Genomic DNA, 21,644 nt, shown 5'->3' on the forward strand with positions numbered 1-21,644 from the left:
CCTTAAATTAATGCGCGGGCGCCGGCTGCGGGGCAAAAGCGCGCGCTTTGTCCAGCGTAATAAATGAAATCAGGGTAAAGCACAGGGCGATACCGCCGAGCACGATATAGCTGCTGGTAAAGCCCATGCTCTGGTACATGTGACCGATGCCGGTAGAAAGGAAAATAGAGCTAAAGCTTTTCGAAAACTGGAAGCCGATTAAATAAACCGTGGCCGAAAGCAGCGGGTTGAAGTTGGCCGTAATATATTTCAGCGCGGCGACGAGTAATACCGAGCTCTCAAAACCGTGCAGCAGTTTAATCAGGCTAATGGACACCGGACCCATAGCCCAGGCCGAGCCGATAATGCGCAGACTCATGATCATTCCGCAGTACAGCAGAGCATTTTTCGGGCCGATTTTATTCACGAACCATGGGGCGAAAAACATCACGACCGCATCAAGGAAAATCTGACCTGTGGTTAAATAGCCGAAGACTTCCGCGCCGCGCGCTTTGCTCTCAAAGAAGTGGCTGTAATAGATGGCGAACTGCTGGTCGTAGGTTTCATATACCGCGCCGACGCCGATCGTGTAGATCGCGAAGAACCAGAATTTCTTCATTTTCAGCAGCGAGGTGGCGTCGCTCAGGGTGACCGGCGAGGCTTTACTGCTGTGTATCGCGCCTTGTTTATTCGCGCTAATCTGCATTTTCCAGACAATGACCAGCAGGCATACGCCGGCACCGCTGGCCAGCCAGAAAATCATGTTCTGGTCGATCCCGTAGAGCTTGCCTGCCGCGAAGGTGCCGATAGCCGCGCCAATGCCGCCAAACATTCTGGCGCGACCAAACTCAAAACCGGAAGCGCGGCTGACTTTATCAATGTAAGCTTCGCAAATACCGCAGCCTGCGCCATAGGCCATGCCAATATAGATGCCGCCCGCCAGCGCCCCGAGAAAAACGTTAACTTTTAATAATGGGGCAAAGACGTAGATCCAGTAGGGGGCAAAGAGGGTAATAATGATGGCCAGCAGCCACATCAGGTTTTTACGATAGACCAGCCTGTCGGATATAAAACCGAATAGTGGTTGAACGCAAACGGCAATAATCGCGGTAAAGGAATAAACCAGACCGACGTCAGTGTAATTAATGCCGATGGTTTCCGTTAACCACAATGATAAATAAGGATAGCAGCATCCCCAGCCAATAAAGAAGAACAGGAAGAACAGACAGCTTATATAGTAGTTTTTATTTGATTCTATCATGGTAACCCTCGCTTCCTTTATTCAGGAATATGATCGTGTAGACGCGAGCAAAGTTACCTTTTTGCGCAGAGGGGAGTCATGAACGTTTCGCTGTGGAGCAGTAAAAATCTGCTATTGCCCGAGGGGCGTGAGCAGCCTCACATTCGGGCAATAAAAAAGGCGGATTTTCATCCGCCTTGTCGGTTCGTCAACGGTTTTACGCTGACTCTTTATCACTGTTGGCCGCGTCCGGCAGCTTGGGCACCAGCACCGTCGGCTTATTGTCGATACGGGTCACCAGCAGCTGATCGATGCGGTAGTTGTCGATATCCACCACTTCGAACTTATAGCCGGAGAATTTCACCGCGTCGGTGCGCTTGGGAATTTTACGCAGCATAAACATCATAAAGCCGCCGATGGTCTCGTAATTGCCGGACTGCGGGAAATCATCGATATCCAGCACCCGCATCACGTCGTCGATCGGCGTTCCGCCGTCAATGAGCCAGGAGTTTTCATCGCGCGCGACGATCTGCTCTTCCAGCCCCTGGCCGACGAGGTCGCCCATCAGGGTGGTCATCACGTCGTTCAGGGTGATAATCCCGACCACCAGCGCATATTCGTTCATGATCACGGCGAAGTCTTCACCGGCGGTTTTAAAGCTTTCCAGCGCTTCAGACAGCGTCAGGGTATCCGGGACAATCAGCGTATTGCGAATCTGCACGCCGCCGGTCAGCACCAGACTCTGGTTTGCCAGCACGCGGTTCAGCAGGTCTTTGGAGTCAACGTAGCCGATGATGTGGTCGATATCTTCATTACAGACCAGGAACTTGGAGTGCGGATGCTCCGCGACCTTATTCTTCAGGCTCTGTTCATCTTCGTGAAGATCGAACCAGATGACGTTTTCACGCGAGGTCATCGATGAAGGCACGGTGCGCGATTCCAGTTCGAATACGTTCTCAATCAGCTCATGCTCCTGCTTACGCAGCACCCCTGCCAGCGCGCCGGCTTCCACCACGGCGTAAATATCATCGGAGGTAATGTCGTCTTTACGCACCATCGGAATTTTGAACAGGCGGAAGATATTGTTGGCCATGCCGTTAAACAACCACACCAGCGGGCGGAAGAGAAACAGGCAGAAGCGCATCGGGTTGATGATGCGTAAAGCGACGGCTTCAGGCGCGATCATACCGATGCGTTTCGGAGTCAGGTCAGCAAACAGAATGAACAGGCTGGTGACCAGGGTAAAGGAGATAATAAAGCTCAGCTGCTCGGAGAGCTCCGGGGACATATAGCGGCTAAAGAGGCTGTTAAACGCCGGCGAAAATGCCGCATCGCCGACGATACCGCCGAGAATCGCTACCGCGTTGAGGCCGATTTGCACCACGGTAAAGAACATCCCGGGGTTTTCCTGCATCTTCAGCACGCGTTGAGCGTTGATGTTGCCGTCATCGGCCAGCAGCTTGAGTTTGATTTTACGTGATGCGGCCAGCGAGATTTCCGATATCGAAAAGAACGCACTGACGGCTATCAGACAAAGTATTACTAAAATACTGTTTAACATATCTTATCTGACCGTTGAGATCAGATCCTCGGAAGGGAAGTGGATAACGCTAAGTGGAATTCACAAAAAGCCGGTCCGAAGGCTCTGGACCGGCGATAGCACGGCGTAGTATAGCGTAAGGTACTGTAAAGCCGCCAGAGCGTAAATTATTCAATCCGGCGGCCTGCCCTACGGTGCAGCCGCATCAGGCCTGCGGCGGCAAACAAACCCCAATTCCGCCAATGCCGCAGTATCCGTACGGATTTTTATGCAGATACTGTTGATGATCGTCTTCCGCATAGTAGAACGGCTTCGCCGTGGCGATCTCGGTGGTGATAGTGCGCGGGTCGTTGGCTTCATTCATTGCCGCCTGGAAACGCGCCAGGCTGGCCTTCGCCGCCTCGCTCTGCTCAGGCGTTAGCGGATAAATCGCGGAGCGATACTGCGTTCCGCGGTCGTTACCCTGCTGCATGCCCTGCGCCGGGTCGTGATTTTCCCAGAATACCTGGAGCAGCTGCTCATAGCTGATAACCTGCGGATCGTAGACCACGCGCACGGCTTCAGCATGGCCGGTCTCGCCGCTGCAGACTTCGCGGTAGGTCGGGTTGGGCGTATAGCCGCCGGTATAGCCGGCGGCGGTGCTATAAACGCCGGGCAGCTGCCAGAACAGGCGTTCAACGCCCCAGAAGCAGCCCATAGCAAACAGAGCGACTTCCATTCCTGCGGGAACGTTGGTCATCGAGTGACCATTGACGGCGTGGAGCGTAGCCACCGGCATCGGCGTGTTGCGTCCCGGCAGCGCGTCCGCTTGGGCGACAAGATGCGTTTTATCAAATAGACTCACGGTGGGCCTCTCAAAACAGAAAATGTGGTTAAGGTTGTAACCAAGCGTGTCTTTGAACACAATAAACGCGCTTAATACGTCTAGATTTAAACATAAGAATTATTTGGGATAACGTCTATTTTTCAACCCTTAGTTGTTAGGGTTTTGTTAAGCCGTGGAGCGGCACTTTCGTTTCCTTCGGGGGGAAACAAGGATATTCAGGAGAAAAAGTGCTACAAATCCGCCAGTTATGTATCGCCAGCGTTTTGCTGGTCAGCGGGGTCGCCAGCGCAGCGAGCGTGCGTTTGCAGGTTGAGGGACTATCCGGGGAACTGGAAAAAAACGTCCGCGCCCAACTCTCTACGATCCAGAGCGATGAAGTCACGCCGGACCGGCGCTTTCGCGCGCGCGTTGATGATGCTATCCGCGAAGGACTGAAAGCGCTGGGCTACTACGAACCCACGATTGATTTTGATTTACGTCCGCCGCCGGCGAGGGGGCGTCAGGTGCTGATCGCCAAAGTCACGCCCGGCGAACCGGTGCGCATTGGCGGCACTGACGTGATTTTACGCGGCGGCGCCCGAACCGATCGCGACTATCTGGATTTGCTAAACACGCGCCCGGCGATCGGCACGGTCCTCAATCACGGTGATTATGACAGCTTTAAAAGCTCTCTGACCCGGGTTGCGCTGCGTAAGGGCTACTTTGACAGCGAGTTTAATAAAAGCCAGCTTGGCGTTTCCCTCGACCGGCATCAGGCCTTCTGGGATATCGACTACAACAGCGGCGAGCGCTACCGCTTTGGCCCGGTCACTTTTGAAGGCTCGCAAATTCGCGACGAATATCTGCAAAACCTGGTGCCGTTTAAGCAGGGCGACTACTACACCTCGCAGGATTTAGCCGAACTTAACCGCCGCCTGGCGGCAACCGGCTGGTTTAGCTCCGTCGTGGTGGCGCCGCAGTTTGACAAGTCCCGCCAGACGAAAGTGCTGCCTTTGCAGGGCGTGGTCTCTCCGCGTAAAGAGAACACCGTGGAAACCGGGGTTGGCTACTCAACCGACGTCGGGCCGCGCGTCAAAGGCACCTGGAGAAAGCCGTGGATGAACTCCTACGGCCACAGCCTCACTTCCAGCCTCAGCCTTTCCGCCCCTGAACAGCAGCTTGATTTCAGCTACAAGGTACCGCTGTTAAAAAGCCCCCTGGAGCAGTACTACCTGATGCAGGGCGGCTTTAAACGTACGGATCTCAACGATACCAAATCTGACTCCACTACCCTGGCCGTTTCGCGCTACTGGGAGATGTCGAGCGGCTGGCAGCGCGCGCTGAACCTGCGCTGGAGCCTTGACCACTTTACCCAGGCCAACGTCACCAACACCACCATGCTGATCTATCCCGGCGTGTCGGTGAACCGTACCCGTTCGCGCGGCGGCCTGATGCCGACCTGGGGCGATTCGCAGCGCTATTCGGTGGACTACTCCAACACCATGTGGGGCTCGGATATTAACTTTATTGTGATGCAGGCGCAGGACGTCTGGATCCGCACTCTTTATGACCGCCACCGCTTCGTGGTGCGCGGCAACCTCGGCTGGATTGAGGCCGATAACTTCAGCAAAGTCCCGCCGGATCTGCGTTTCTTCGCCGGCGGCGACCGCAGCATTCGCGGTTATAAATACAAATCTATCTCGCCAAAAGATGACGACGGCAAACTGATGGGGGCCTCGAAGCTGGCTACCGGCTCGCTGGAGTATCAGTACAACGTGAGCGGCAAGTGGTGGGGCGCGGTGTTCGTCGATAGCGGTGAAGCGGTAAGCGATATCCGCGAAAGCAACTTTAAAACCGGCGCCGGCCTCGGCGTGCGCTGGCAGTCTCCGGTCGGGCCAATCAAGCTGGATATCGCCAGACCGATCGGCGACAAAGAAGAGCACGGTTTACAGTTTTACATCGGTCTGGGGCCTGAATTATGAGTTTATGGAAGAAGATAAGCCTCGGCGTACTGATTTTTCTGCTGCTGCTGCTGGGGACGGTAGGATTCCTGGTGGGGACGACGACCGGCCTGCATCTGGTTATTAAAGCCGCAGATCGCTGGGTCCCGGGGCTGGAAATCGGTAAAGCCACCGGCGGCTGGCGCGATCTGACGCTGGAGAACGTGCGCTTTGAGCAGCCGGGCGTGGCGGTCACCGCCGGCCAGTTCCATCTGGGCGTTAAGCTGCGCTGCCTGTGGGACAGCAGCCTGTGCGTCAACGATATCTCCCTGCGCGATATCTATGTGGCGATCGATACCAGCAAGATGCCGCCAGCGGCGCCGGTTGAAGAAGAAGAGAGCGGGCCGCTGAATCTCTCCACGCCTTATCCCGTCACCCTGAGCCGGGTGGCGCTGCATAACGTCAACGTAAAAATTGACGATACCGCTGTCTCGGTGCGCGACTTTTCCACCGGGCTCAACTGGCAGGAGAAAAACCTCACCCTGACGCCGACCTCGCTGCAGGGGTTGCTCATCGCGCTGCCGAAGGTGGCGAAGGTGGCCCAAGAGCAGGTCGTCGAGCCGAAAATTGACAACCCGCAGCCGGAAGAAAAGCCGCTCGGCGAGACGATGAAAGATCTGTTCTCGAAACCGGTGCTGCCGGAAATGACCGACGTCCATCTGCCGTTGAATCTTAATATTCAGGCGTTCCGCGGCGAGCAGCTGCGTCTTACCGGCGATACCGATATAACCATCTACAATCTGCTGCTTAAAGTCAGCAGCATCGATGGACAGATGAAGCTGGACGCGCTGGACGTGGACTCCGACCAGGGGAAAGTCACGGCTTCCGGTAACGCGCAGCTGCAGGATAACTGGCCGGTCGATATCACCCTCAACGGTACGCTGAATATTGACCCCCTGAAGGGCGAGAAAGTGCAGCTAAAAGTGGGCGGCGAAGTGCGTAAAAAGCTCACGGTCGGCGTCGATCTGAATGGTCCAGTCGCGATGACGCTGCGCGCCGAAACGCAGCTGGCGGAGGCCGGCCTGCCGCTGGATATGGAGGTGAAAAGCAAGCAGCTCTACTGGCCGTTTACCGGCGAGAAAGCGTATCAGGCTGACGATCTTCTGCTGAAATTTAACGGCAAGATGACCGACTACACCCTGGCCTTTAGCACCGCGGTGAAAGGGCAGTCGCTGCCGCCAGCGAAGATTAACCTGAACGCGAAGGGCAACGAGCAGCAGGTGAATCTCGATAAGCTCACCGTCGCCGCCCTCGAAGGGAAAACCGAACTGAAGGCGCTGCTCGACTGGCAGCAGGCGATCAGCTGGCGCGGCGAACTGACGCTTGACGGTATCAACACCGCTAAAGAGGTCCCGGACTGGCCGTCGAAGCTCAACGGTCTGATTAAGACCCAGGGCAGCCTGTACGGCGGCAGCTGGCAGATGTCGGTGCCGGAGCTGAAAATCAGCGGTAACGTGAAGCAAAACAAAGTCGATGTAAGCGGATCGCTGCAGGGCAACAGCTATATGCAGTGGAAAATCCCCGGCCTGCATCTGGCTTTAGGCCCTAACAGCGCCGACGTGAAAGGCGAGCTGGGGGTCAAAGACCTTAACCTCGACGCCACCATTGACGCGCCGCATCTCGATAACGCCCTGCCGGGCCTGGGCGGGACGGCGAAAGGGCTGGTGAAGGTTCGCGGCACCGTCGACGCGCCGCAGCTGCTGGCGGATATCACCGCCCGGGCGCTGCGCTGGCAGGAGCTGTCGGTGGCTCAGGTGAACGTGAAGGGCGATGTGAAATCCACCGACCAGATTGGCGGTAACCTTGACGTACGCGTTGACCGTATTAGCCAGCCGGGCGTGAATATCAGCCTGGTGCAGCTCAATGCGAAGGGCAATGAGAAGCAGCACGACCTGCAACTGCGGGTGCAGGGCGATCCGGTCTCCGGGCAGCTCTCGCTGGCGGGGAGCTTTGACCGCAAAGCGGAGCGCTGGAAAGGCACGCTGAGCAATACCCGTTTCCAGACCCCGGTGGGGCCGGTGGCGCTGACGCGTGATATCGCGCTGGATTACCGCAACCTTGAGCAGAAAATCAGCATCGGCCCGCACTGCTGGACTAACCCGAACGCCGAGCTGTGCGTACCGCAGACCATCGACGCCGGCGCGAGCGGGCGCGCGGTGGTGAACCTCAACCGTTTCGATCTCGCGATGCTCAAGCCCTTTATGCCGGAAGTGACCCAGGCCAGCGGCGTGTTTAGCGGTAATGCCGATGTGAGCTGGGACACCACCAAAGAGGGGCTGCCGCAGGGTAAGGTCACCCTGAGCGGGCGTAACGTGAAGGTGACGCAGACGGTCAACGACGCGCCGCTGCCGGTGGCTTTCGATACCCTGAACCTCACGGCCGATCTGCACAATAACCGCGCCCAGCTGGGCTGGCTGATTCGCCTGACCAACAATGGCCAGCTGGACGGACAGGTGCAGGTCACCGATCCCCAGGGCCGACGCAATCTGGGCGGTAACGTCAATATCAGCAACTTCTCGCTGGCGATGATCAACCCTATCTTCTCGCGCGGTGAAAAGGCGGAAGGGAGACTGAACGCGCGTCTGACGCTGGGCGGTAACGTCCAGAGCCCGCAGCTTTTCGGTCAGATGCAGCTGAACGGCGTGGATATTGACGGTAACTTTATGCCGTTTGATATGCAGCCGAGCCAGCTGGCGATGAATTTTACCGGTACCCGTTCGACCCTGCAGGGGACGGTGAATACTCGCCAGGGACAGATTGCGCTCAGCGGCAACGCCGACTGGACGCAGATTGACAACTGGCGCGCGCAGATTGCGGCGAAGGGCAGCCGGGTGCGGATAACCGTGCCGCCGATGGTGCGCCTGGATGTGTCGCCGGACGTGGTCTTTACCGCCACGCCAAGCCTGTTTAACCTGGATGGCAGCGTTGACGTACCCTGGGCGCGTATCGTCGTCAACGAAGTGCCGGAAAGCGCCGTTGGGGTCTCATCTGACGAAGTGATGCTGGATAAAAATCTGCAGCCGATTAAGCAGCAGAGCGCCGGTATCCCTATCAACAGCAATCTGACGATTCACGTGGGCAACAACGTTCGTCTCGACGCCTTTGGTCTGAAAGCGCGTCTGACCGGCGATTTGAAAGTGGCGCAGGACAAACAGGGGCTGGGGCTCAACGGGCAGATCAACATCCCGGAAGGGCGTTTCCATGCCTACGGCCAGGATCTGATCGTGCGTAAAGGCGAGCTGCTGTTCTCCGGTCCGCCGGATCAGCCGCTGCTGAACATCGAAGCCATTCGTAATCCGGACGCCACCGAGGACGACGTTATCGCCGGCGTTCGCGTGACCGGCTCGGCCGATCAGCCGAAAGCGGAGATTTTCTCCGATCCGGCGATGTCGCAGCAGGAAGCGCTCTCTTACCTGCTACGCGGGCAGGGTTTAGGCAGCGGACAGAGCGATAGCGCAGCCATGACTTCAATGCTTATTGGTATGGGGGTTGCACAAAGTGGTCAGGTTGTGGGTAAAATCGGCGAGACGTTTGGCGTAAGCAATCTGGCGCTGGATACCGAGGGAGTGGGCGACTCCTCCCAGGTGGTGGTCAGCGGCTATGTACTGCCGGGTCTGCAGGTAAAATATGGGGTAGGGATCTTTGACTCCCTGGCGACGTTGACGTTACGCTATCGCCTGATGCCTAAGCTATATATGGAAGCTGTGTCTGGCGTAGACCAGGCTCTCGATTTGCTCTATCAGTTTGAGTTTTAGCAATGCGAATATTTGTTTACGGCAGTTTACGACGCAAACAAGGCAACAGCCACTGGATGACCAACGCTCAGTGGCTGGGCGATCATAGTGTCAATGATTATCAACTGTACAGCCTGGGCCACTATCCAGGCGCGGTGCCCGGCGATGGCACGGTACATGGTGAGGTCTATCGTATTGACGCATCGACGCTGGCTGAATTGGATGCGCTGCGTACCAAAGGCGGCGAGTATGCTCGTCACTTGATCCAGACGCCCTACGGTAGCGCCTGGATGTATGTCTATCAGCGCCCCGTTGAGGGCTTCACGCTGATAGAAAGCGGCAACTGGTTGGATAAAGACCAGTATTAATAACGATAACGCCACCTTCGGGTGGCGTTGTTTTTTGTGGCGTTGGGTGCTGTCGCCGGCTCGGGCATGGATCAACGGCCAAAAAAACACCGCCCGGAGGCGGTGTTTTTGCGAACCTGAGTGCGGCTGAATTACTTCTTAGCGCGCTCGAAGGAAGCCACGATTTCAGCTTTCGCCGCTTCAGCGTTGTCCCAGCCGTCAACCTTAACCCATTTGCCTGCTTCGAGGTCTTTATAGTGCTCGAAGAAGTGGGTGATCTGCGCTTTCAGCAGTTCCGGCAGGTCGTTCACATCTTTAATGTGATCGTACTCTTTGCTCAGCTTGGTGTGCGGTACCGCAACCAATTTCGCATCTTCACCGGATTCGTCGGTCATTTTCAGCACGCCAACCGGACGGCAGCGGATGACTGAACCTGGCTCCAGCGGGTACGGCGTCGGGACCAGAACGTCAACCGGGTCGCCGTCCAGGGACAGGGTGTGGTTGATGTAGCCGTAGTTGCACGGATAGAACATCGCCGTGGACATGAAACGGTCAACGAACAGTGCACCGCTCTCTTTGTCGACTTCGTATTTGATAGGATCTGCGTTCGCCGGGATCTCGATCACGACGTAGATGTCTTCCGGCAGATCTTTGCCCGCAGGTACGTTGAGTAAGCTCATGTCTGTTTCCTTTAAAATGTATGGCAAACAAGTGCCCGGTATTATAGCCAACTCACATCGAATGTCTTCGCTTCTTTTTCCCCAGAACGGGTGGGTGGAGTCTGAATTTTTCAGCGTAAGACAGCCTGAAAATCCATAAACATAGCCGCATACTGAATAAAATTATGTAACCGTTTTCATTGCATATGCTTGATATCTCAAAGTGTGCAAAATTTCGTCATAAACGGCGAAGCTCGCGCGGCTCGCGAAGCCTCACCGGCTCTCCGCTGGTGAGATGGCCGCCGATTAACATCTAATTAACTTTTTTGAAGTGTGATGTAACGCATTCAGTTACATCTCCGATTGTCTATAGTTTGTCCGCAGGTGAGGCTTTAACCAACAATAACCCTACGAGGATCCTCTTATGTGGAAGCGCTTACTTCTTGTCACAGCAGTTTCCGCAGCTATGTCGTCTATGGTCATGGCTGCCCCTCTTACCGTAGGTTTTTCGCAGGTCGGTTCTGAATCCGGCTGGCGTGCGGCCGAAACTAACGTCGCGAAAGAGGAGGCCGCGAAGCGCGGCATCACTCTGAAGATTGCCGACGCGCAACAAAAACAGGAAAACCAGATTAAAGCCGTACGCTCCTTTATCGCTCAGGGCGTCGATGCCATCTTCATCGCGCCGGTCGTGGCGACCGGCTGGGAGCCGGTACTGAAAGAAGCGAAAGAGGCCAAAATCCCGGTATTCCTGCTCGACCGCTCAATTGATGTTAAAGACAAAGATCTCTACATGACCACCGTTACCGCGAACAACGTGCTGGAAGGCCAGCTGATCGGCGAGTGGCTGGTCAAAACCGTCGACGGCAAGCCGTGTAACGTTGTTGAACTGCAGGGCACCGTGGGGGCCAGCGTGGCGATTGACCGCAAGAAAGGCTTCGCTGAGGCCATTTCTAAAGCCGCTAATATCAAAATCATCCGCTCCCAGTCCGGCGACTTTACCCGCAGCAAGGGCAAAGAAGTCATGGAGAGCTTTATCAAAGCGGAAAACAACGGCAAGAACATCTGCATGGTTTACGCCCATAACGACGACATGGTGATTGGCGCCATTCAGGCGATTAAAGAGGCCGGGCTGAAGCCGGGCAAAGATATCCTCACCGGCTCTATCGACGGCGTGCCGGATATCTATAAAGCGATGATGGCCGGCGAGGCCAATGCCAGCGTCGAGCTGACGCCGAATATGGCCGGTCCGGCGTTCGATGCGCTGGAGAAATACAAAAAAGACGGCACCCTGCCTGAAAAAGTCACCATCACCAAATCGACCCTCTACCTGCCGGATACGGCGAAAGAAGAGTTAGAGAAGAAGAAAAATATGGGCTACTGAGTAGCCGAATGACAGGTTCACCGCCGCCTCCGGGATGTCCCCGGTCGCTAAAGCGCGGCTGATTTCCCTCTCCTCCCATCGGGGAGAGGGCAAAGGTGAGGGGGAGAGCATGAACGGCGAATTACATCAGGAAATCCTTCGTACTGAAGGGCTTAGCAAATTTTTTCCCGGCGTGAAGGCACTGGATAACGTTAATTTTAGCCTGCGCCGGGGCGAAATCATGGCTCTGTTAGGCGAAAACGGCGCGGGTAAATCCACCCTGATCAAAGCGCTGACCGGCGTCTATCATGCCGATCGCGGGGCCATCTGGCTGGAAGGGCGGGAGATCGCGCCGAAAAATACCGCTCACGCCCAGCAGCTGGGGATCGGCACCGTCTATCAGGAAGTGAACCTGCTGCCTAATATGTCGGTGGCGGACAATCTGTTTATCGGCCGCGAGCCCAGACGCTTTGGCCTGCTGCGGCGTAAAGAGATGGAAAAGCGCGCCACCGCGCTGATGGCGTCCTACGGTTTTTCTCTTGACGTCCGTGAACCGCTGAACCGCTTTTCGGTGGCGATGCAGCAGATTGTCGCGATCTGCCGGGCGATCGACCTGTCAGCAAAAGTGTTAATTCTTGATGAACCGACCGCCAGCCTGGATACCCAGGAGGTGGAGATGCTCTTTACCCTGATGCGCCAGCTGCGCGATAGCGGGGTCAGCCTGATTTTCGTCACCCACTTCCTCGACCAGGTGTATGCCGTCAGCGATCGCATCACCGTGCTGCGTAACGGCGGTTTTGTCGGCTGCCGGGAAACCCGCGAGCTGCCGCAAATTGAACTGGTGAAGATGATGCTGGGCCGTGAGCTGGAGCATAACGCCCTGCAGCGCGCGGGCCGCACCCTGCTGAGCGATAAGCCGGTGGCCGCCTTCGAAGATTTTGGCAAAAAAGGCACCATCGCACCGTTTAGTCTGCAGGTCCGTCCCGGTGAAATCGTCGGCCTGGCGGGGCTGTTAGGCTCGGGACGTACGGAAACGGCGGAGGTGATCTTCGGTATTAAACCCGCCGACAGCGGCAAAGCGTGGATCAAAGGCAAGCCGCAAACCCTGCGCTCGCCGCATCAGGCATCCTGCCTCGGGATCGGCTTCTGTCCGGAAGACCGTAAAACCGACGGCATTATCGCCGCCGCCTCGGTGCGGGAAAATATCGTTCTCGCGCTACAGGCGCAGCGCGGCTGGCTGCGGCCGATTGGTCGGCGCGAACAAAATGAGATTGCTGAACGTTTCATTCGCCAACTGGGTATTCGTACCCCCAGCGCTGAACAGCCGATCGAATTTCTCTCCGGCGGTAATCAGCAGAAGGTGCTGCTCTCCCGGTGGCTGCTGACGAAGCCGCAGTTCTTGATCCTTGATGAACCGACTCGCGGTATTGACGTTGGCGCCCACGCCGAAATCATCCGCCTGATTGAAACCCTGTGCGCCGATGGTCTGGCGCTGCTGGTCATTTCTTCAGAGCTGGAAGAGCTGGTGGGTTACGCCGATCGGGTGATTATCATGCGCGATCGCCAGCAGGTGGCGGAGCTGGCTCTGAGCGAGCTCTCCGTGCCGGCGATCATGAACGCTATTGCGGCATAAGGAGTAACCGATGATGCCTCAATCTGTTCCGAAAACCGGCCAGCCGAAACGGCGCTTTAACTGGCCAAAAGGGATGCCGCAAATTATTGCGCTGCTGCTGGTGCTGGTCGTTGACAGCCTGGTCGCCCCGCATTTCTACCAGATCGTGCTCCAGGACGGGAGACTGTTCGGTAGCCCGATAGATATTTTGAACCGCGCCGCACCGGTGGCGCTGCTGGCGATTGGCATGACGCTGGTTATCGCCACCGGCGGGATTGACCTCTCCGTCGGAGCGGTGATGGCGATTGCCGGCGCAACGGCGGCGTCAATGACCGTGGCGGGGCACAGCCTGACGGTTGTGCTGCTCGCATCGCTGGGGGCCGGCGCGCTGGCCGGTCTGTGGAACGGCATTCTGGTGGCGGTGCTGAAGATCCAGCCGTTCGTCGCCACGCTGATCCTGATGGTCGCCGGACGCGGCGTGGCGCAGCTGATCACCTCCGGGCAGATCGTGACCTTTGACTCTCCGCATCTGGCGTGGCTCGGCAGCGGATCGCTACTGCTGTTCCCGACGCCGGTGATTATCGCCATCGTGACGCTGGTGCTGTTCTGGCTGTTTACCCGCAAAACCGCGCTGGGGATGTTTATCGAAGCGGTGGGGATTAACATTCGCGCGGCAAAAAACGCCGGGGTAAATACTCGCATCGTCGTGATGTTGGCCTACGTGCTGAGCGGCGTTTGCGCGGCGATTGCCGGCATTATCGTTGCGGCGGATATTCGCGGCGCGGATGCCAATAATGCCGGGCTATGGCTGGAGCTGGACGCCATCCTGGCGGTGGTTATCGGCGGCGGCTCGCTGATGGGCGGGCGCTTTAACCTGCTGCTCTCGGTCGTCGGGGCGCTGATTATCCAGGGGATGAATACCGGGATCCTGCTGTCAGGATTCCCGCCGGAGCTTAATCAGGTAGTCAAAGCGGTGGTGGTGCTGTGCGTACTGATCGTCCAGTCGCCGCGCTTTATCAGCATACTGAAGGGGATGCGCGGCCATGATAAAACGTAATTTACCGTTAATGATTACCCTCGCGGTCTTCGTACTGGGATACCTTTACTGCCTGACCCAGTTTCCCGGCTTTGCCTCGACGCGGGTGATCTGCAATATCCTGACCGACAATGCCTTTCTTGGGATCATCGCCGTCGGCATGACCTTCGTGATCCTCTCCGGCGGGATCGATCTGTCGGTCGGGTCGGTGATCGCCTTTACCGGCGTATTTCTCGCTAAAGCGATCGGTTTCTGGGGGATTTCGCCGCTGGTGGCGTTTCCGCTGGTGCTGGTGATGGGCTGCGCCTTTGGCGCGTTTATGGGCCTGCTTATTGATGCGCTGAAGATCCCGGCGTTTATCATCACCCTCGCCGGGATGTTTTTTCTGCGCGGCGTCAGCTACCTGGTCTCGGAAGAGTCGATTCCCATTAATCATCCGGTGTATGACGCGCTGTCAGGACTGGCATGGACCATCCCCGGCGGCGGGCGTCTGAGCGCGATGGGGCTGTTGATGCTGCTGGTGGTGATCGGCGGAATTTTTATGGCCCACCGCACCCGCTTTGGCAATCAGGTTTATGCCATCGGCGGTAATGCGACTTCGGCGAACCTGATGGGGATTTCCACGCGGAGCACGACGATCCGTATTTATATGCTCTCTACCGGGCTGGCGACGCTGGCGGGGATCGTCTTCTCCATCTATACCCAGGCGGGCTATGCGCTGGCGGGCGTTGGCGTTGAACTGGACGCGATTGCATCGGTGGTTATCGGCGGTACGCTGTTGAGCGGTGGGGTGGGGACGGTTCTCGGCACGCTGTTTGGCGTCGCCATTCAGGGGCTGATTCAAACCTACATCAACTTCGACGGTACGCTGAGTTCATGGTGGACCAAGATCGCTATCGGTATCCTGCTGTTCATCTTTATCGCGCTGCAGCGCGGCCTGACGGTGCTGTGGGAGAATCGGCAGAGTTCGCCGGTGACAAGGGTGGGGCACTGACGGAAGGATTTCCCCTCCCGTAAGGCGGGAGGGGAAGAGGCGGGTTACGCGTCCGGGAACTCTTTAATAAAGTTTTCGACGTCTTCAACCATATGGTTGTTGCCGACGAAGAAAGAACGGCGCTGATGCAGGCTTTCCGGGATGATATCCAGAATACGCTCTTTACCATCGCTGGCCTTACCGCCCGCCTGTTCCGCAAGGAACGCCATCGGGTTGCATTCGTACAGCAGGCGCAGTTTACCGTCCGGGTGGCTGGCGGTGCTCGGATAGAGATAGATGCCGCCTTTAAGCAGGTTGCGGTGGAAATCCGCCACCAGAGAGCCGATGTAGCGTGAGGTATACGGGCGCTGGGTCTCTTTATCTTCTTCCTGGCAGTGCTTAATGTACTTCTTCACACCCATCGGGAACTTAATGTAGTTACCTTCGTTAATCGAGTAGGTGTTGCCTTTTTCCGGGAAGCGCATGCGCTCCTGGCACAGGCAGAAGACGCCAAGGGAGGGGTCATAGGTAAAGGCGTGGACGCCGCAGCCGGTAGTGTAAACCAGCATCGTCGAGGAGCCATACACCACATAGCCCGCGGCGACCTGTCGGTTGCCCGGTTGCAGGAAATCTTCTTCGGTAACGGGGGTGCCCACCGGCGTGACGCGGCGGTAAATAGAGAAGATCGTGCCAACAGAGACGTTAACGTCGATGTTAGAAGATCCATCCAGCGGGTCCATCAGCACCACGTATTTGGCGTGTTCGCATCCTTCAAAGACGACGATCTCATCTTCTTCTTCAGAGGCGATCCCGGCAACAATATCGCGTGCTCGCAGTGCGGCTTTCAACTTTTCATTGGCAAACAGGTCGAGTTTTTGCTGAACCTCGCCCTGAACGTTTTCAGCACCGCTGGCACCCAGGATATCGACCAGGCCGGCCTTGTTGATATCGCGGTGGATGATCTTGGCGCCTAACTTTATCGCCGACAAAAAAGCAGTAAGCTCGCCGGTTGCGTGAGAGAACTCGTGCTGCTTTTCGACAATAAATTCACCTAACGTTTTCATAACCCGTTCCCTGCATGTTTATGTGAAGTAAAACGAACATAACAATCTTAACAAAGAATAAAAAAAGTTCGCACTGGTGAATCGCGCCAGCAAAATACGGATTCGCCTGAAATGCATTTCTTTCCCCCCCAACATCCCGGTAAACTGTGCTTCAGATAAGAGAAGGAAATGACGAATGCGCATTCATATTTTAGGAATCTGTGGCACGTTTATGGGGGGGCTGGCGATGCTGGCGCGTTCCCTCGGTCATGAGGTAACGGGGTCGGATGCGAACGTCTATCCGCCAATGAGTACCCTGCTGGAAAACCAGGGAATTGAGTTAATTCAAGGATATGATGCCAGCCAGCTGGATCCGCAGCCGGACCTGGTTATCATCGGTAACGCAATGACGCGCGGAAATCCGTGCGTGGAAGCGGTGCTGGAAAATAATATCCCTTACATGTCCGGTCCGCAGTGGCTGCACGATTTCGTGCTGCGCGATCGCTGGGTGCTGGCGGTTGCCGGAACGCACGGGAAAACCACCACTGCCGGCATGGCGACCTGGATCCTCGAAGCCTGCGGCTACAAGCCGGGCTTTGTTATCGGCGGCGTTCCGGGCAACTTCGATGTTTCCGCGCGCCTCGGCGACAGCCCGTTCTTCGTGATTGAAGCCGATGAATACGACTGCGCTTTCTTCGATAAACGTTCCAAATTTGTTCATTACTGCCCGCGCACGTTGATTCTCAATAACCTTGAATTCGACCACGCGGACATCTTTGACGATCTAAAAGCTATCCAGAAGCAATTTCATCATCTGGTGCGTATTGTGCCGGGCAAAGGCAAGATTATCCTGCCGGAGAACGACATCAATTTGAAGCAGACGATGGCGATGGGCTGCTGGAGCGAGCAGGAGCTGGTTGGCGAACAGGGGCACTGGCAGGCGAAAAAGCTCACCACCGATGCTTCCTCCTGGGAAGTGTGGCTGGACGGCGAGAAAGTCGGCGAAGTGAAGTGGGCGCTGGTCGGCGAGCATAATATGCATAACGGCCTGATGGCCATCGCCGCCGCCCGGCATGTCGGCGTGCTGCCTGCCGATGCGGCCAACGCGCTGGGCAGCTTTATCAACGCCCGCCGCCGTCTGGAGCTGCGCGGCGAAGCCAACGGCGTGACCGTATACGATGATTTCGCCCACCACCCGACGGCGATTCTGGCGACTCTGCAGGCGCTACGCGGCAAAGTTGGCGGTACCGCGCGTATTCTTGCCGTGCTTGAACCCCGTTCTAACACCATGAAAATGGGCATTTGCAAAGACGACCTGGCGCCGTCTCTCGGTCGCGCGGACGAGGTCTTCCTGCTGCAGCCGCAGCATATCCCGTGGCAGGTTGCTGAAGTGGCTGATGCTTGCGTACAGCCTGCGCACTGGAGCGCCGATGTCGATGCGCTGGTGGATATGATTGTTAAAACCGCCCATCCTGGCGACCACATTCTGGTGATGAGCAACGGTGGATTTGGCGGCATTCATCAGAAGCTGCTCGATAAGCTGGCGAAAAAAGCCGAGGCGGCCGAGTAGGCTATTCTCCTCGTTTATCCGCTCTCCGCGTGAGGGCGGATAGTTTTTGTGGCCAGGAGGGTTCATGTTGAATTCAGAAAGAGTGGCCTCTACCGATTCCGCGCATTTTCCCGCGCTTGACGCGCTGTACGGCAGGGCCTTCCCGTGGCACGAGCAGCGTGAAGCCGAGGCTAAGCAGCAGGCGCTTGATAATCCGCATTATGAACTGGAAGCCTGGTTCGATGATGGCCAGTTTATTGGCCTGAGCGGCTGCTGGCGGTTTGCTGACTATCGCTACGTTGAACATCTGGCCATCGACGATACCTTGCGATCGCGCGGCTACGGCAAGCGGCTGTTAGCTGAAATACTTCAGCGCGCGCCGCTGACCGTTCTGGAAATCGATCCGCTGACCAGCGAAGTTGCCTATAAGCGCCTGCGCTTTTATCAAACCATGGGCTTTTGCGCGAATCCCTGGGCGCATCGCCATCCGACCTATCATCAGGGCATCGCCGATCATGAACTGATCGTGTTGAGCTATCCGCAGCCGATTAATGAGGCGCAGTACCAGCGCTTTGCGCAGGATTTGCGTTTGGTGGTCATGGAGCAGGCTGGCGCGGTTAAGGTTTTGTAGCCCGGACAAGGCGCGTCAAGCGCCGCCTCCGGGAAGCAGCGCGCAATGTCACCTCCGCTGTTCTCCCGGCTCGCGCTGCGCTTAGCCGGGCTACGGGTTCAGCGCCGTCTGCGGGCCGGTAGCCCGGACAAGGCGCGTCAAGCGCCGCCTCCGGGAAGCAGCCCGCAATGCCACCTCCGCTTTTTTCCCCGGCTCGCGCTGCGCTTAGCCGGGCTACGGGTTCAGCGCCGTCTGCGGGCCGGTAGCCCGGGTCAGGCGTTACGCCGCAACCCGGGATGGGCTCAAAGCTTACGCTACTCCTTCGCGATAGGCGTTTCGTTTTCCGCCACTTTGGTATCGCCCTGAATGGCCGCGATTTTCTTCTCCACGTCGGCAACCTGCTCGCTGCTGTGCAGCAGCGTATAGGTCAGATCAAACTGGGTGCTTGCCCCGGGCTGAAGCTGCTTAACGCGTTTTTGCTCGCGCTCGATGGTTACCGGATAGGCGTAGCTGGTACCCGGCTCAATACCGGTCACGTAACCCTGTTTCTCGGTATCGGTGTTTTTCCACAGCGTCAGCACCGGCAGCTGGCGGGTATCAAACTGAATCGATGCCCCTTTGTCGCCGGCTTTGTTGACCACCGCGGCCAGCGTTTGATGATTTTCATCAGCCAGCGGCTGCATGTTAAACACCATTTCATCGAAATCTTTGGTTGGACCGGCGTAGGTTTGCCAGGTTTTTAAGCCGGCTTTGGCGTAGTCATTGAACGGGCTGATGCTGGCGATCGGCGCCATAAAGCGGGCCCCCTCTTCGAGGATCGGTTTGCCAAAGTTGCTATGATAGATAATCTGATAGTCATGCGGATAGTCAGCATGGTTGGTTAAGACATCGTGCAGGCTGAAGCTGTTGCTGCCGGGTACATAGCGCAGCTCGGTCATGGTCTGCAGATCCGCTTTCTTAAACGTGCTCTCCTTCACCAGCCCGCGAACGCGAATTTCATACGGCGCGGTGTCCGCGACTTCCACTTCCACCTGTGAAGCCGGCGTGTTGCCGACCTTGCCGTGCAGGGTATAAATCTGTCCGTCTGCGGTTACCGGGTGGCCGGTCCATTCATAGCCGCAGCGCACCATCATTTCATTGAAGCCTTCCAGCCAGCCCAGTCCGTTGCGGCTTTCGAGGTTAATAAAGGCCGGATTGACCACCTCTTTTACCGGTGAGTCCCAGCCCATCCGTGAACCAAAACCTTCGATTTTCAGCAGATTCATGCCGCGAGTCGGGCTCAGGGTAATCGTCAGGCCGTCTTTGCTGTGGATCACGAGGATTTTGCTGCCTTCCTGTTTCCCGCCGTGAAGGACTTTTTGCTCAATGCTGAAGTTATGATCTTTTATCTTCAGCTGGTCGCTGGTTATCTGCCAGTTTCCTTTATCCATGCCGCTTTCAGCGCTTGTCAGCACCCATGTTTTCGCGACTACTGGCCCAGAAACAAGCATGGCAATTGCTGTTAAAGCTAATGTTTTTTTCATTTTTTAACCCTTTTGCTGAATCGATTGTGTTGCTGATGCAGGAAATTTAGTTGTAAGTGGATTATGAAAATGTGAAGTGTCTCACCTGGTGAGAAAACGGCCGTTTTTATATTTTTAAATGAGATTTAAATCGCTTTTTTTAAGTAATTATAAAAGTTGTTGCTAAAAAAATGTGAATCAGGATGATTTTAGCTTTAACGATTCAGCTATTACTGGCTACGGCTATGATGAAGCCTTTAGAAACGACAGGGCCGCCGGGCTTTAGTGGCCCAGGCGGCCCTGGTTGAAGCGGCTTTATCGTTTAAAAAAAACGCAGCGGGGAGGTTATCAAGCGCCGTAGAACGCTTTGGTATAGAGCCCTTTGACATCCTGAACGGACGGATAGTTAGGATTCGTTAATGTGCAGGGATCGTCAACGGCATGGTGACTCATTCTGTCGAGGACGTTCACAAAGGTGATTTCATTGATTTCAACTTCGCCGCACTGGCTTAGCGTTTTCGGCACGCCCAGACGTTGATTCAGCGCGTTGATCGCTTCAATCAGGTTTTTGATGCCTAACGCCGCTTCCAGCTGACGATATTTTTTGGTGAACTTCGCATTATATTGAATGATATAAGGCAGCATAATCGCGTTTGCCAGACCGTGGGTAATACCAAACTCGCCGCCAATCTTATGCGCCATTGAATGAACTAACCCCAGCGAGGCGTTGGTGAAGGCGATTCCCGCCAGCGCAGAAGCATTGTGCATATGCATGCGGGCGTTTAAATCATCAGGTGAGCGCCAGGCGATTTCCAGATACGTAAACACCAGCCGAATCGCTTCTACCGCATAGGGGTCAGTAAACGAGTTGGCCGCGGTGGACACATAGGCTTCAATGGCGTGGGTCAGAACGTCCATTCCGGTATGAACGGTAACGTGCGGCGGCATTTTTGCCGGAATGGTGGGGTCGAGAATGGCGATATCCGGTACCAGATCGGCGGCAACAATCGGGTATTTGATATGATTTGCCGTGTCGGTGATCACCGAAAATGCGGTGATCTCAGAGGCGCTGCCGCTGGTGGAAGGGATCGCCACAAATCGGGCTTTATTGCGTAGCGCCGGCATGGAACCGACCGGAAGAATATCCTCGAACTTCAGCTGCGGATGCTCGTAGAAACACCACATCACTTTTGCGGCATCAAGCGCGGAGCCGCCGCCAATCGCCACTATCCAGTCCGGTTCAAAAGCCTGCATCGCTTTTGCGCCGCGCCAGACGGTTTTAATGGACGGATTGGGTTCGACATTATCGATAATAATGCACTCCATACCCGCTTTATTAAGTTCGCTGACGGCTTTATCCAGAAAGCCAAAACGCTTCATGGAACTTCCGCCAGTGACTAACGCGGCTTTTTTGCCGCTCAGCGTGGAAAGATGTTCTAAAGCATTTTCGCCATAAATAATACTGCGAGGAATTGAGAAGGCCTGGGTCATAGGAAACTCCATTTAATATTAAGGATTTTTTTAGTGTGCATTCGTCATTTACGATTCAGCGACACGTGCAGAGTAAAAAAATCGAATTAATGCTCCAGATATTGCCGAAGCAATATCTGGAGGGAGTTGACCGTCATACTTCGAGCGGCTGGTGCGTTGACTGC

Annotated in this window: 16 protein-coding genes; 9 read left to right on the forward strand and 7 right to left on the reverse strand. The window is 56.0% G+C overall.

Features of this window, described 5'->3' with window-relative positions; translation table 11 throughout:
* Nucleotides 1-7: 7 nt before the first annotated feature.
* From BJF97_RS03470 to msrA, 3 genes are all read right to left on the reverse strand, one after another.
* Nucleotides 8-1,240 (reverse strand): oligosaccharide MFS transporter, encoded by a 1,233-nt coding sequence (locus BJF97_RS03470; RefSeq protein ID WP_014837204.1) that lies wholly within the window; start codon nucleotides 1,238-1,240, stop codon nucleotides 8-10.
* A 196-nt stretch (nucleotides 1,241-1,436) separates the two neighbouring features.
* A complete protein-coding gene (locus BJF97_RS03475; RefSeq protein WP_025107621.1) occupies nucleotides 1,437-2,780 on the reverse strand; it encodes a hemolysin family protein in 1,344 nt (447 codons plus the stop codon).
* Between the two features lie 184 nt (nucleotides 2,781-2,964).
* Entirely contained in the window at nucleotides 2,965-3,603 is a 639-nt protein-coding gene (msrA, locus tag BJF97_RS03480; protein ID WP_014227641.1) for a peptide-methionine (S)-S-oxide reductase MsrA, read from the reverse strand.
* 209 nt (nucleotides 3,604-3,812) lie between these two features.
* On the opposite strand from msrA, the gene tamA reads away from it, so the two are divergent.
* From tamA to BJF97_RS03495, 3 genes are read left to right on the forward strand one after another with little or no spacing between them, the layout of a single operon-like run.
* The gene (tamA, locus tag BJF97_RS03485; RefSeq protein ID WP_014227642.1) at nucleotides 3,813-5,546 is read left to right on the forward strand and encodes an autotransporter assembly complex protein TamA; all 1,734 of its coding nucleotides are present in this window, start codon (nucleotides 3,813-3,815) and stop codon (nucleotides 5,544-5,546) included.
* Nucleotides 5,543-9,319: an autotransporter assembly complex protein TamB gene (gene tamB / locus BJF97_RS03490; protein WP_064388475.1), complete on the forward strand. Its 3,777-nt coding sequence runs from the start codon at nucleotides 5,543-5,545 to the stop codon at nucleotides 9,317-9,319. Before tamA ends, tamB begins: the two co-directional genes overlap by 4 nt.
* Nucleotides 9,320-9,321: 2 nt before the next feature.
* Complete coding sequence (locus BJF97_RS03495; RefSeq protein WP_004098039.1) at nucleotides 9,322-9,666, forward strand: gamma-glutamylcyclotransferase family protein; 345 nt, start codon at nucleotides 9,322-9,324, stop codon at nucleotides 9,664-9,666.
* A gap of 131 nt (nucleotides 9,667-9,797) precedes the next feature.
* On the opposite strand, the gene ppa is transcribed toward BJF97_RS03495, so the two are convergent.
* Nucleotides 9,798-10,325, reverse strand: coding sequence for an inorganic diphosphatase (gene ppa, locus BJF97_RS03500; protein WP_004098041.1), 528 nt, complete (start codon nucleotides 10,323-10,325; stop codon nucleotides 9,798-9,800).
* A 403-nt stretch (nucleotides 10,326-10,728) separates the two neighbouring features.
* Here ppa and ytfQ point away from each other — a divergent pair, with 403 nt between their 5' ends.
* The 4 genes from ytfQ (at nucleotide 10,729) to yjfF (ending at nucleotide 15,306) form a co-directional block, all read left to right on the forward strand.
* Nucleotides 10,729-11,685, forward strand: coding sequence for a galactofuranose ABC transporter, galactofuranose-binding protein YtfQ (gene ytfQ / locus BJF97_RS03505; protein ID WP_032695162.1), 957 nt, complete (start codon nucleotides 10,729-10,731; stop codon nucleotides 11,683-11,685).
* A gap of 109 nt (nucleotides 11,686-11,794) precedes the next feature.
* The gene (ytfR, locus tag BJF97_RS03510) at nucleotides 11,795-13,297 is read left to right on the forward strand and encodes a galactofuranose ABC transporter, ATP-binding protein YtfR (protein ID WP_014837206.1); all 1,503 of its coding nucleotides are present in this window, start codon (nucleotides 11,795-11,797) and stop codon (nucleotides 13,295-13,297) included.
* 10 nt (nucleotides 13,298-13,307) lie between these two features.
* On the forward strand, nucleotides 13,308-14,333 hold the full coding sequence (ytfT, locus tag BJF97_RS03515) for a galactofuranose ABC transporter, ATP-binding protein YtfT (protein ID WP_014227645.1): 1,026 nt from the start codon (nucleotides 13,308-13,310) through the stop codon (nucleotides 14,331-14,333).
* Nucleotides 14,320-15,306: a galactofuranose ABC transporter, permease protein YjfF gene (yjfF, locus tag BJF97_RS03520; protein WP_004098052.1), complete on the forward strand. Its 987-nt coding sequence runs from the start codon at nucleotides 14,320-14,322 to the stop codon at nucleotides 15,304-15,306. The genes ytfT and yjfF overlap by 14 nt, the downstream gene beginning before the upstream one ends.
* Before the next feature lie 44 nt (nucleotides 15,307-15,350).
* Here the strand turns inward: yjfF and fbp are convergent, their stop codons facing one another.
* Nucleotides 15,351-16,349, reverse strand: coding sequence for a class 1 fructose-bisphosphatase (fbp, locus tag BJF97_RS03525; RefSeq protein WP_070082841.1), 999 nt, complete (start codon nucleotides 16,347-16,349; stop codon nucleotides 15,351-15,353).
* A gap of 175 nt (nucleotides 16,350-16,524) precedes the next feature.
* On the opposite strand from fbp, the gene mpl reads away from it, so the two are divergent.
* Nucleotides 16,525-17,898, forward strand: a complete 1,374-nt coding sequence (mpl, locus tag BJF97_RS03530) for a UDP-N-acetylmuramate:L-alanyl-gamma-D-glutamyl-meso-diaminopimelate ligase (protein WP_004098056.1) — start codon at nucleotides 16,525-16,527, stop codon at nucleotides 17,896-17,898.
* A gap of 64 nt (nucleotides 17,899-17,962) precedes the next feature.
* Nucleotides 17,963-18,508 (forward strand): GNAT family N-acetyltransferase, encoded by a 546-nt coding sequence (locus BJF97_RS03535; RefSeq protein WP_032695163.1) that lies wholly within the window; start codon nucleotides 17,963-17,965, stop codon nucleotides 18,506-18,508.
* A gap of 293 nt (nucleotides 18,509-18,801) precedes the next feature.
* Here BJF97_RS03535 and BJF97_RS03540 read toward each other — a convergent pair whose 3' ends face one another.
* Both BJF97_RS03540 and BJF97_RS03545 read right to left on the reverse strand, forming a co-directional pair.
* Entirely contained in the window at nucleotides 18,802-20,010 is a 1,209-nt protein-coding gene (locus tag BJF97_RS03540) for an aldose 1-epimerase family protein (RefSeq protein WP_025107443.1), read from the reverse strand.
* A gap of 327 nt (nucleotides 20,011-20,337) precedes the next feature.
* Nucleotides 20,338-21,480 (reverse strand): iron-containing alcohol dehydrogenase, encoded by a 1,143-nt coding sequence (locus tag BJF97_RS03545; protein WP_014837210.1) that lies wholly within the window; start codon nucleotides 21,478-21,480, stop codon nucleotides 20,338-20,340.
* Nucleotides 21,481-21,644 lie beyond the last annotated feature (164 nt).

Origin of the sequence: Klebsiella sp. LTGPAF-6F (assembly GCF_001753185.1) — a bacterium.
GTDB classification, from domain to species: Bacteria; Pseudomonadota; Gammaproteobacteria; order Enterobacterales; family Enterobacteriaceae; genus Klebsiella; species Klebsiella michiganensis.

What these genes read in the sequence shown, in the direction of transcription:
- BJF97_RS03470 (WP_014837204.1), bottom strand. Translation starts at nt 1,240, where the DNA reads ATGATAGAATCAAATAAAAACTACTATATAAGCTGTCTGTTCTTCCTG.
- BJF97_RS03475 (WP_025107621.1), bottom strand. Translation starts at nt 2,780, where the DNA reads ATGTTAAACAGTATTTTAGTAATACTTTGTCTGATAGCCGTCAGTGCG.
- tamB (WP_064388475.1), top strand. Translation starts at nt 5,543, where the DNA reads ATGAGTTTATGGAAGAAGATAAGCCTCGGCGTACTGATTTTTCTGCTG.
- BJF97_RS03495 (WP_004098039.1), top strand. Translation starts at nt 9,322, where the DNA reads ATGCGAATATTTGTTTACGGCAGTTTACGACGCAAACAAGGCAACAGC.
- ppa (WP_004098041.1), bottom strand. Translation starts at nt 10,325, where the DNA reads ATGAGCTTACTCAACGTACCTGCGGGCAAAGATCTGCCGGAAGACATC.
- ytfQ (WP_032695162.1), top strand. Translation starts at nt 10,729, where the DNA reads ATGTGGAAGCGCTTACTTCTTGTCACAGCAGTTTCCGCAGCTATGTCG.
- ytfR (WP_014837206.1), top strand. Translation starts at nt 11,795, where the DNA reads ATGAACGGCGAATTACATCAGGAAATCCTTCGTACTGAAGGGCTTAGC.
- ytfT (WP_014227645.1), top strand. Translation starts at nt 13,308, where the DNA reads ATGATGCCTCAATCTGTTCCGAAAACCGGCCAGCCGAAACGGCGCTTT.
- yjfF (WP_004098052.1), top strand. Translation starts at nt 14,320, where the DNA reads ATGATAAAACGTAATTTACCGTTAATGATTACCCTCGCGGTCTTCGTA.
- fbp (WP_070082841.1), bottom strand. Translation starts at nt 16,349, where the DNA reads ATGAAAACGTTAGGTGAATTTATTGTCGAAAAGCAGCACGAGTTCTCT.
- mpl (WP_004098056.1), top strand. Translation starts at nt 16,525, where the DNA reads ATGCGCATTCATATTTTAGGAATCTGTGGCACGTTTATGGGGGGGCTG.
- BJF97_RS03535 (WP_032695163.1), top strand. Translation starts at nt 17,963, where the DNA reads ATGTTGAATTCAGAAAGAGTGGCCTCTACCGATTCCGCGCATTTTCCC.
- BJF97_RS03540 (WP_025107443.1), bottom strand. Translation starts at nt 20,010, where the DNA reads ATGAAAAAAACATTAGCTTTAACAGCAATTGCCATGCTTGTTTCTGGG.
- BJF97_RS03545 (WP_014837210.1), bottom strand. Translation starts at nt 21,480, where the DNA reads ATGACCCAGGCCTTCTCAATTCCTCGCAGTATTATTTATGGCGAAAAT.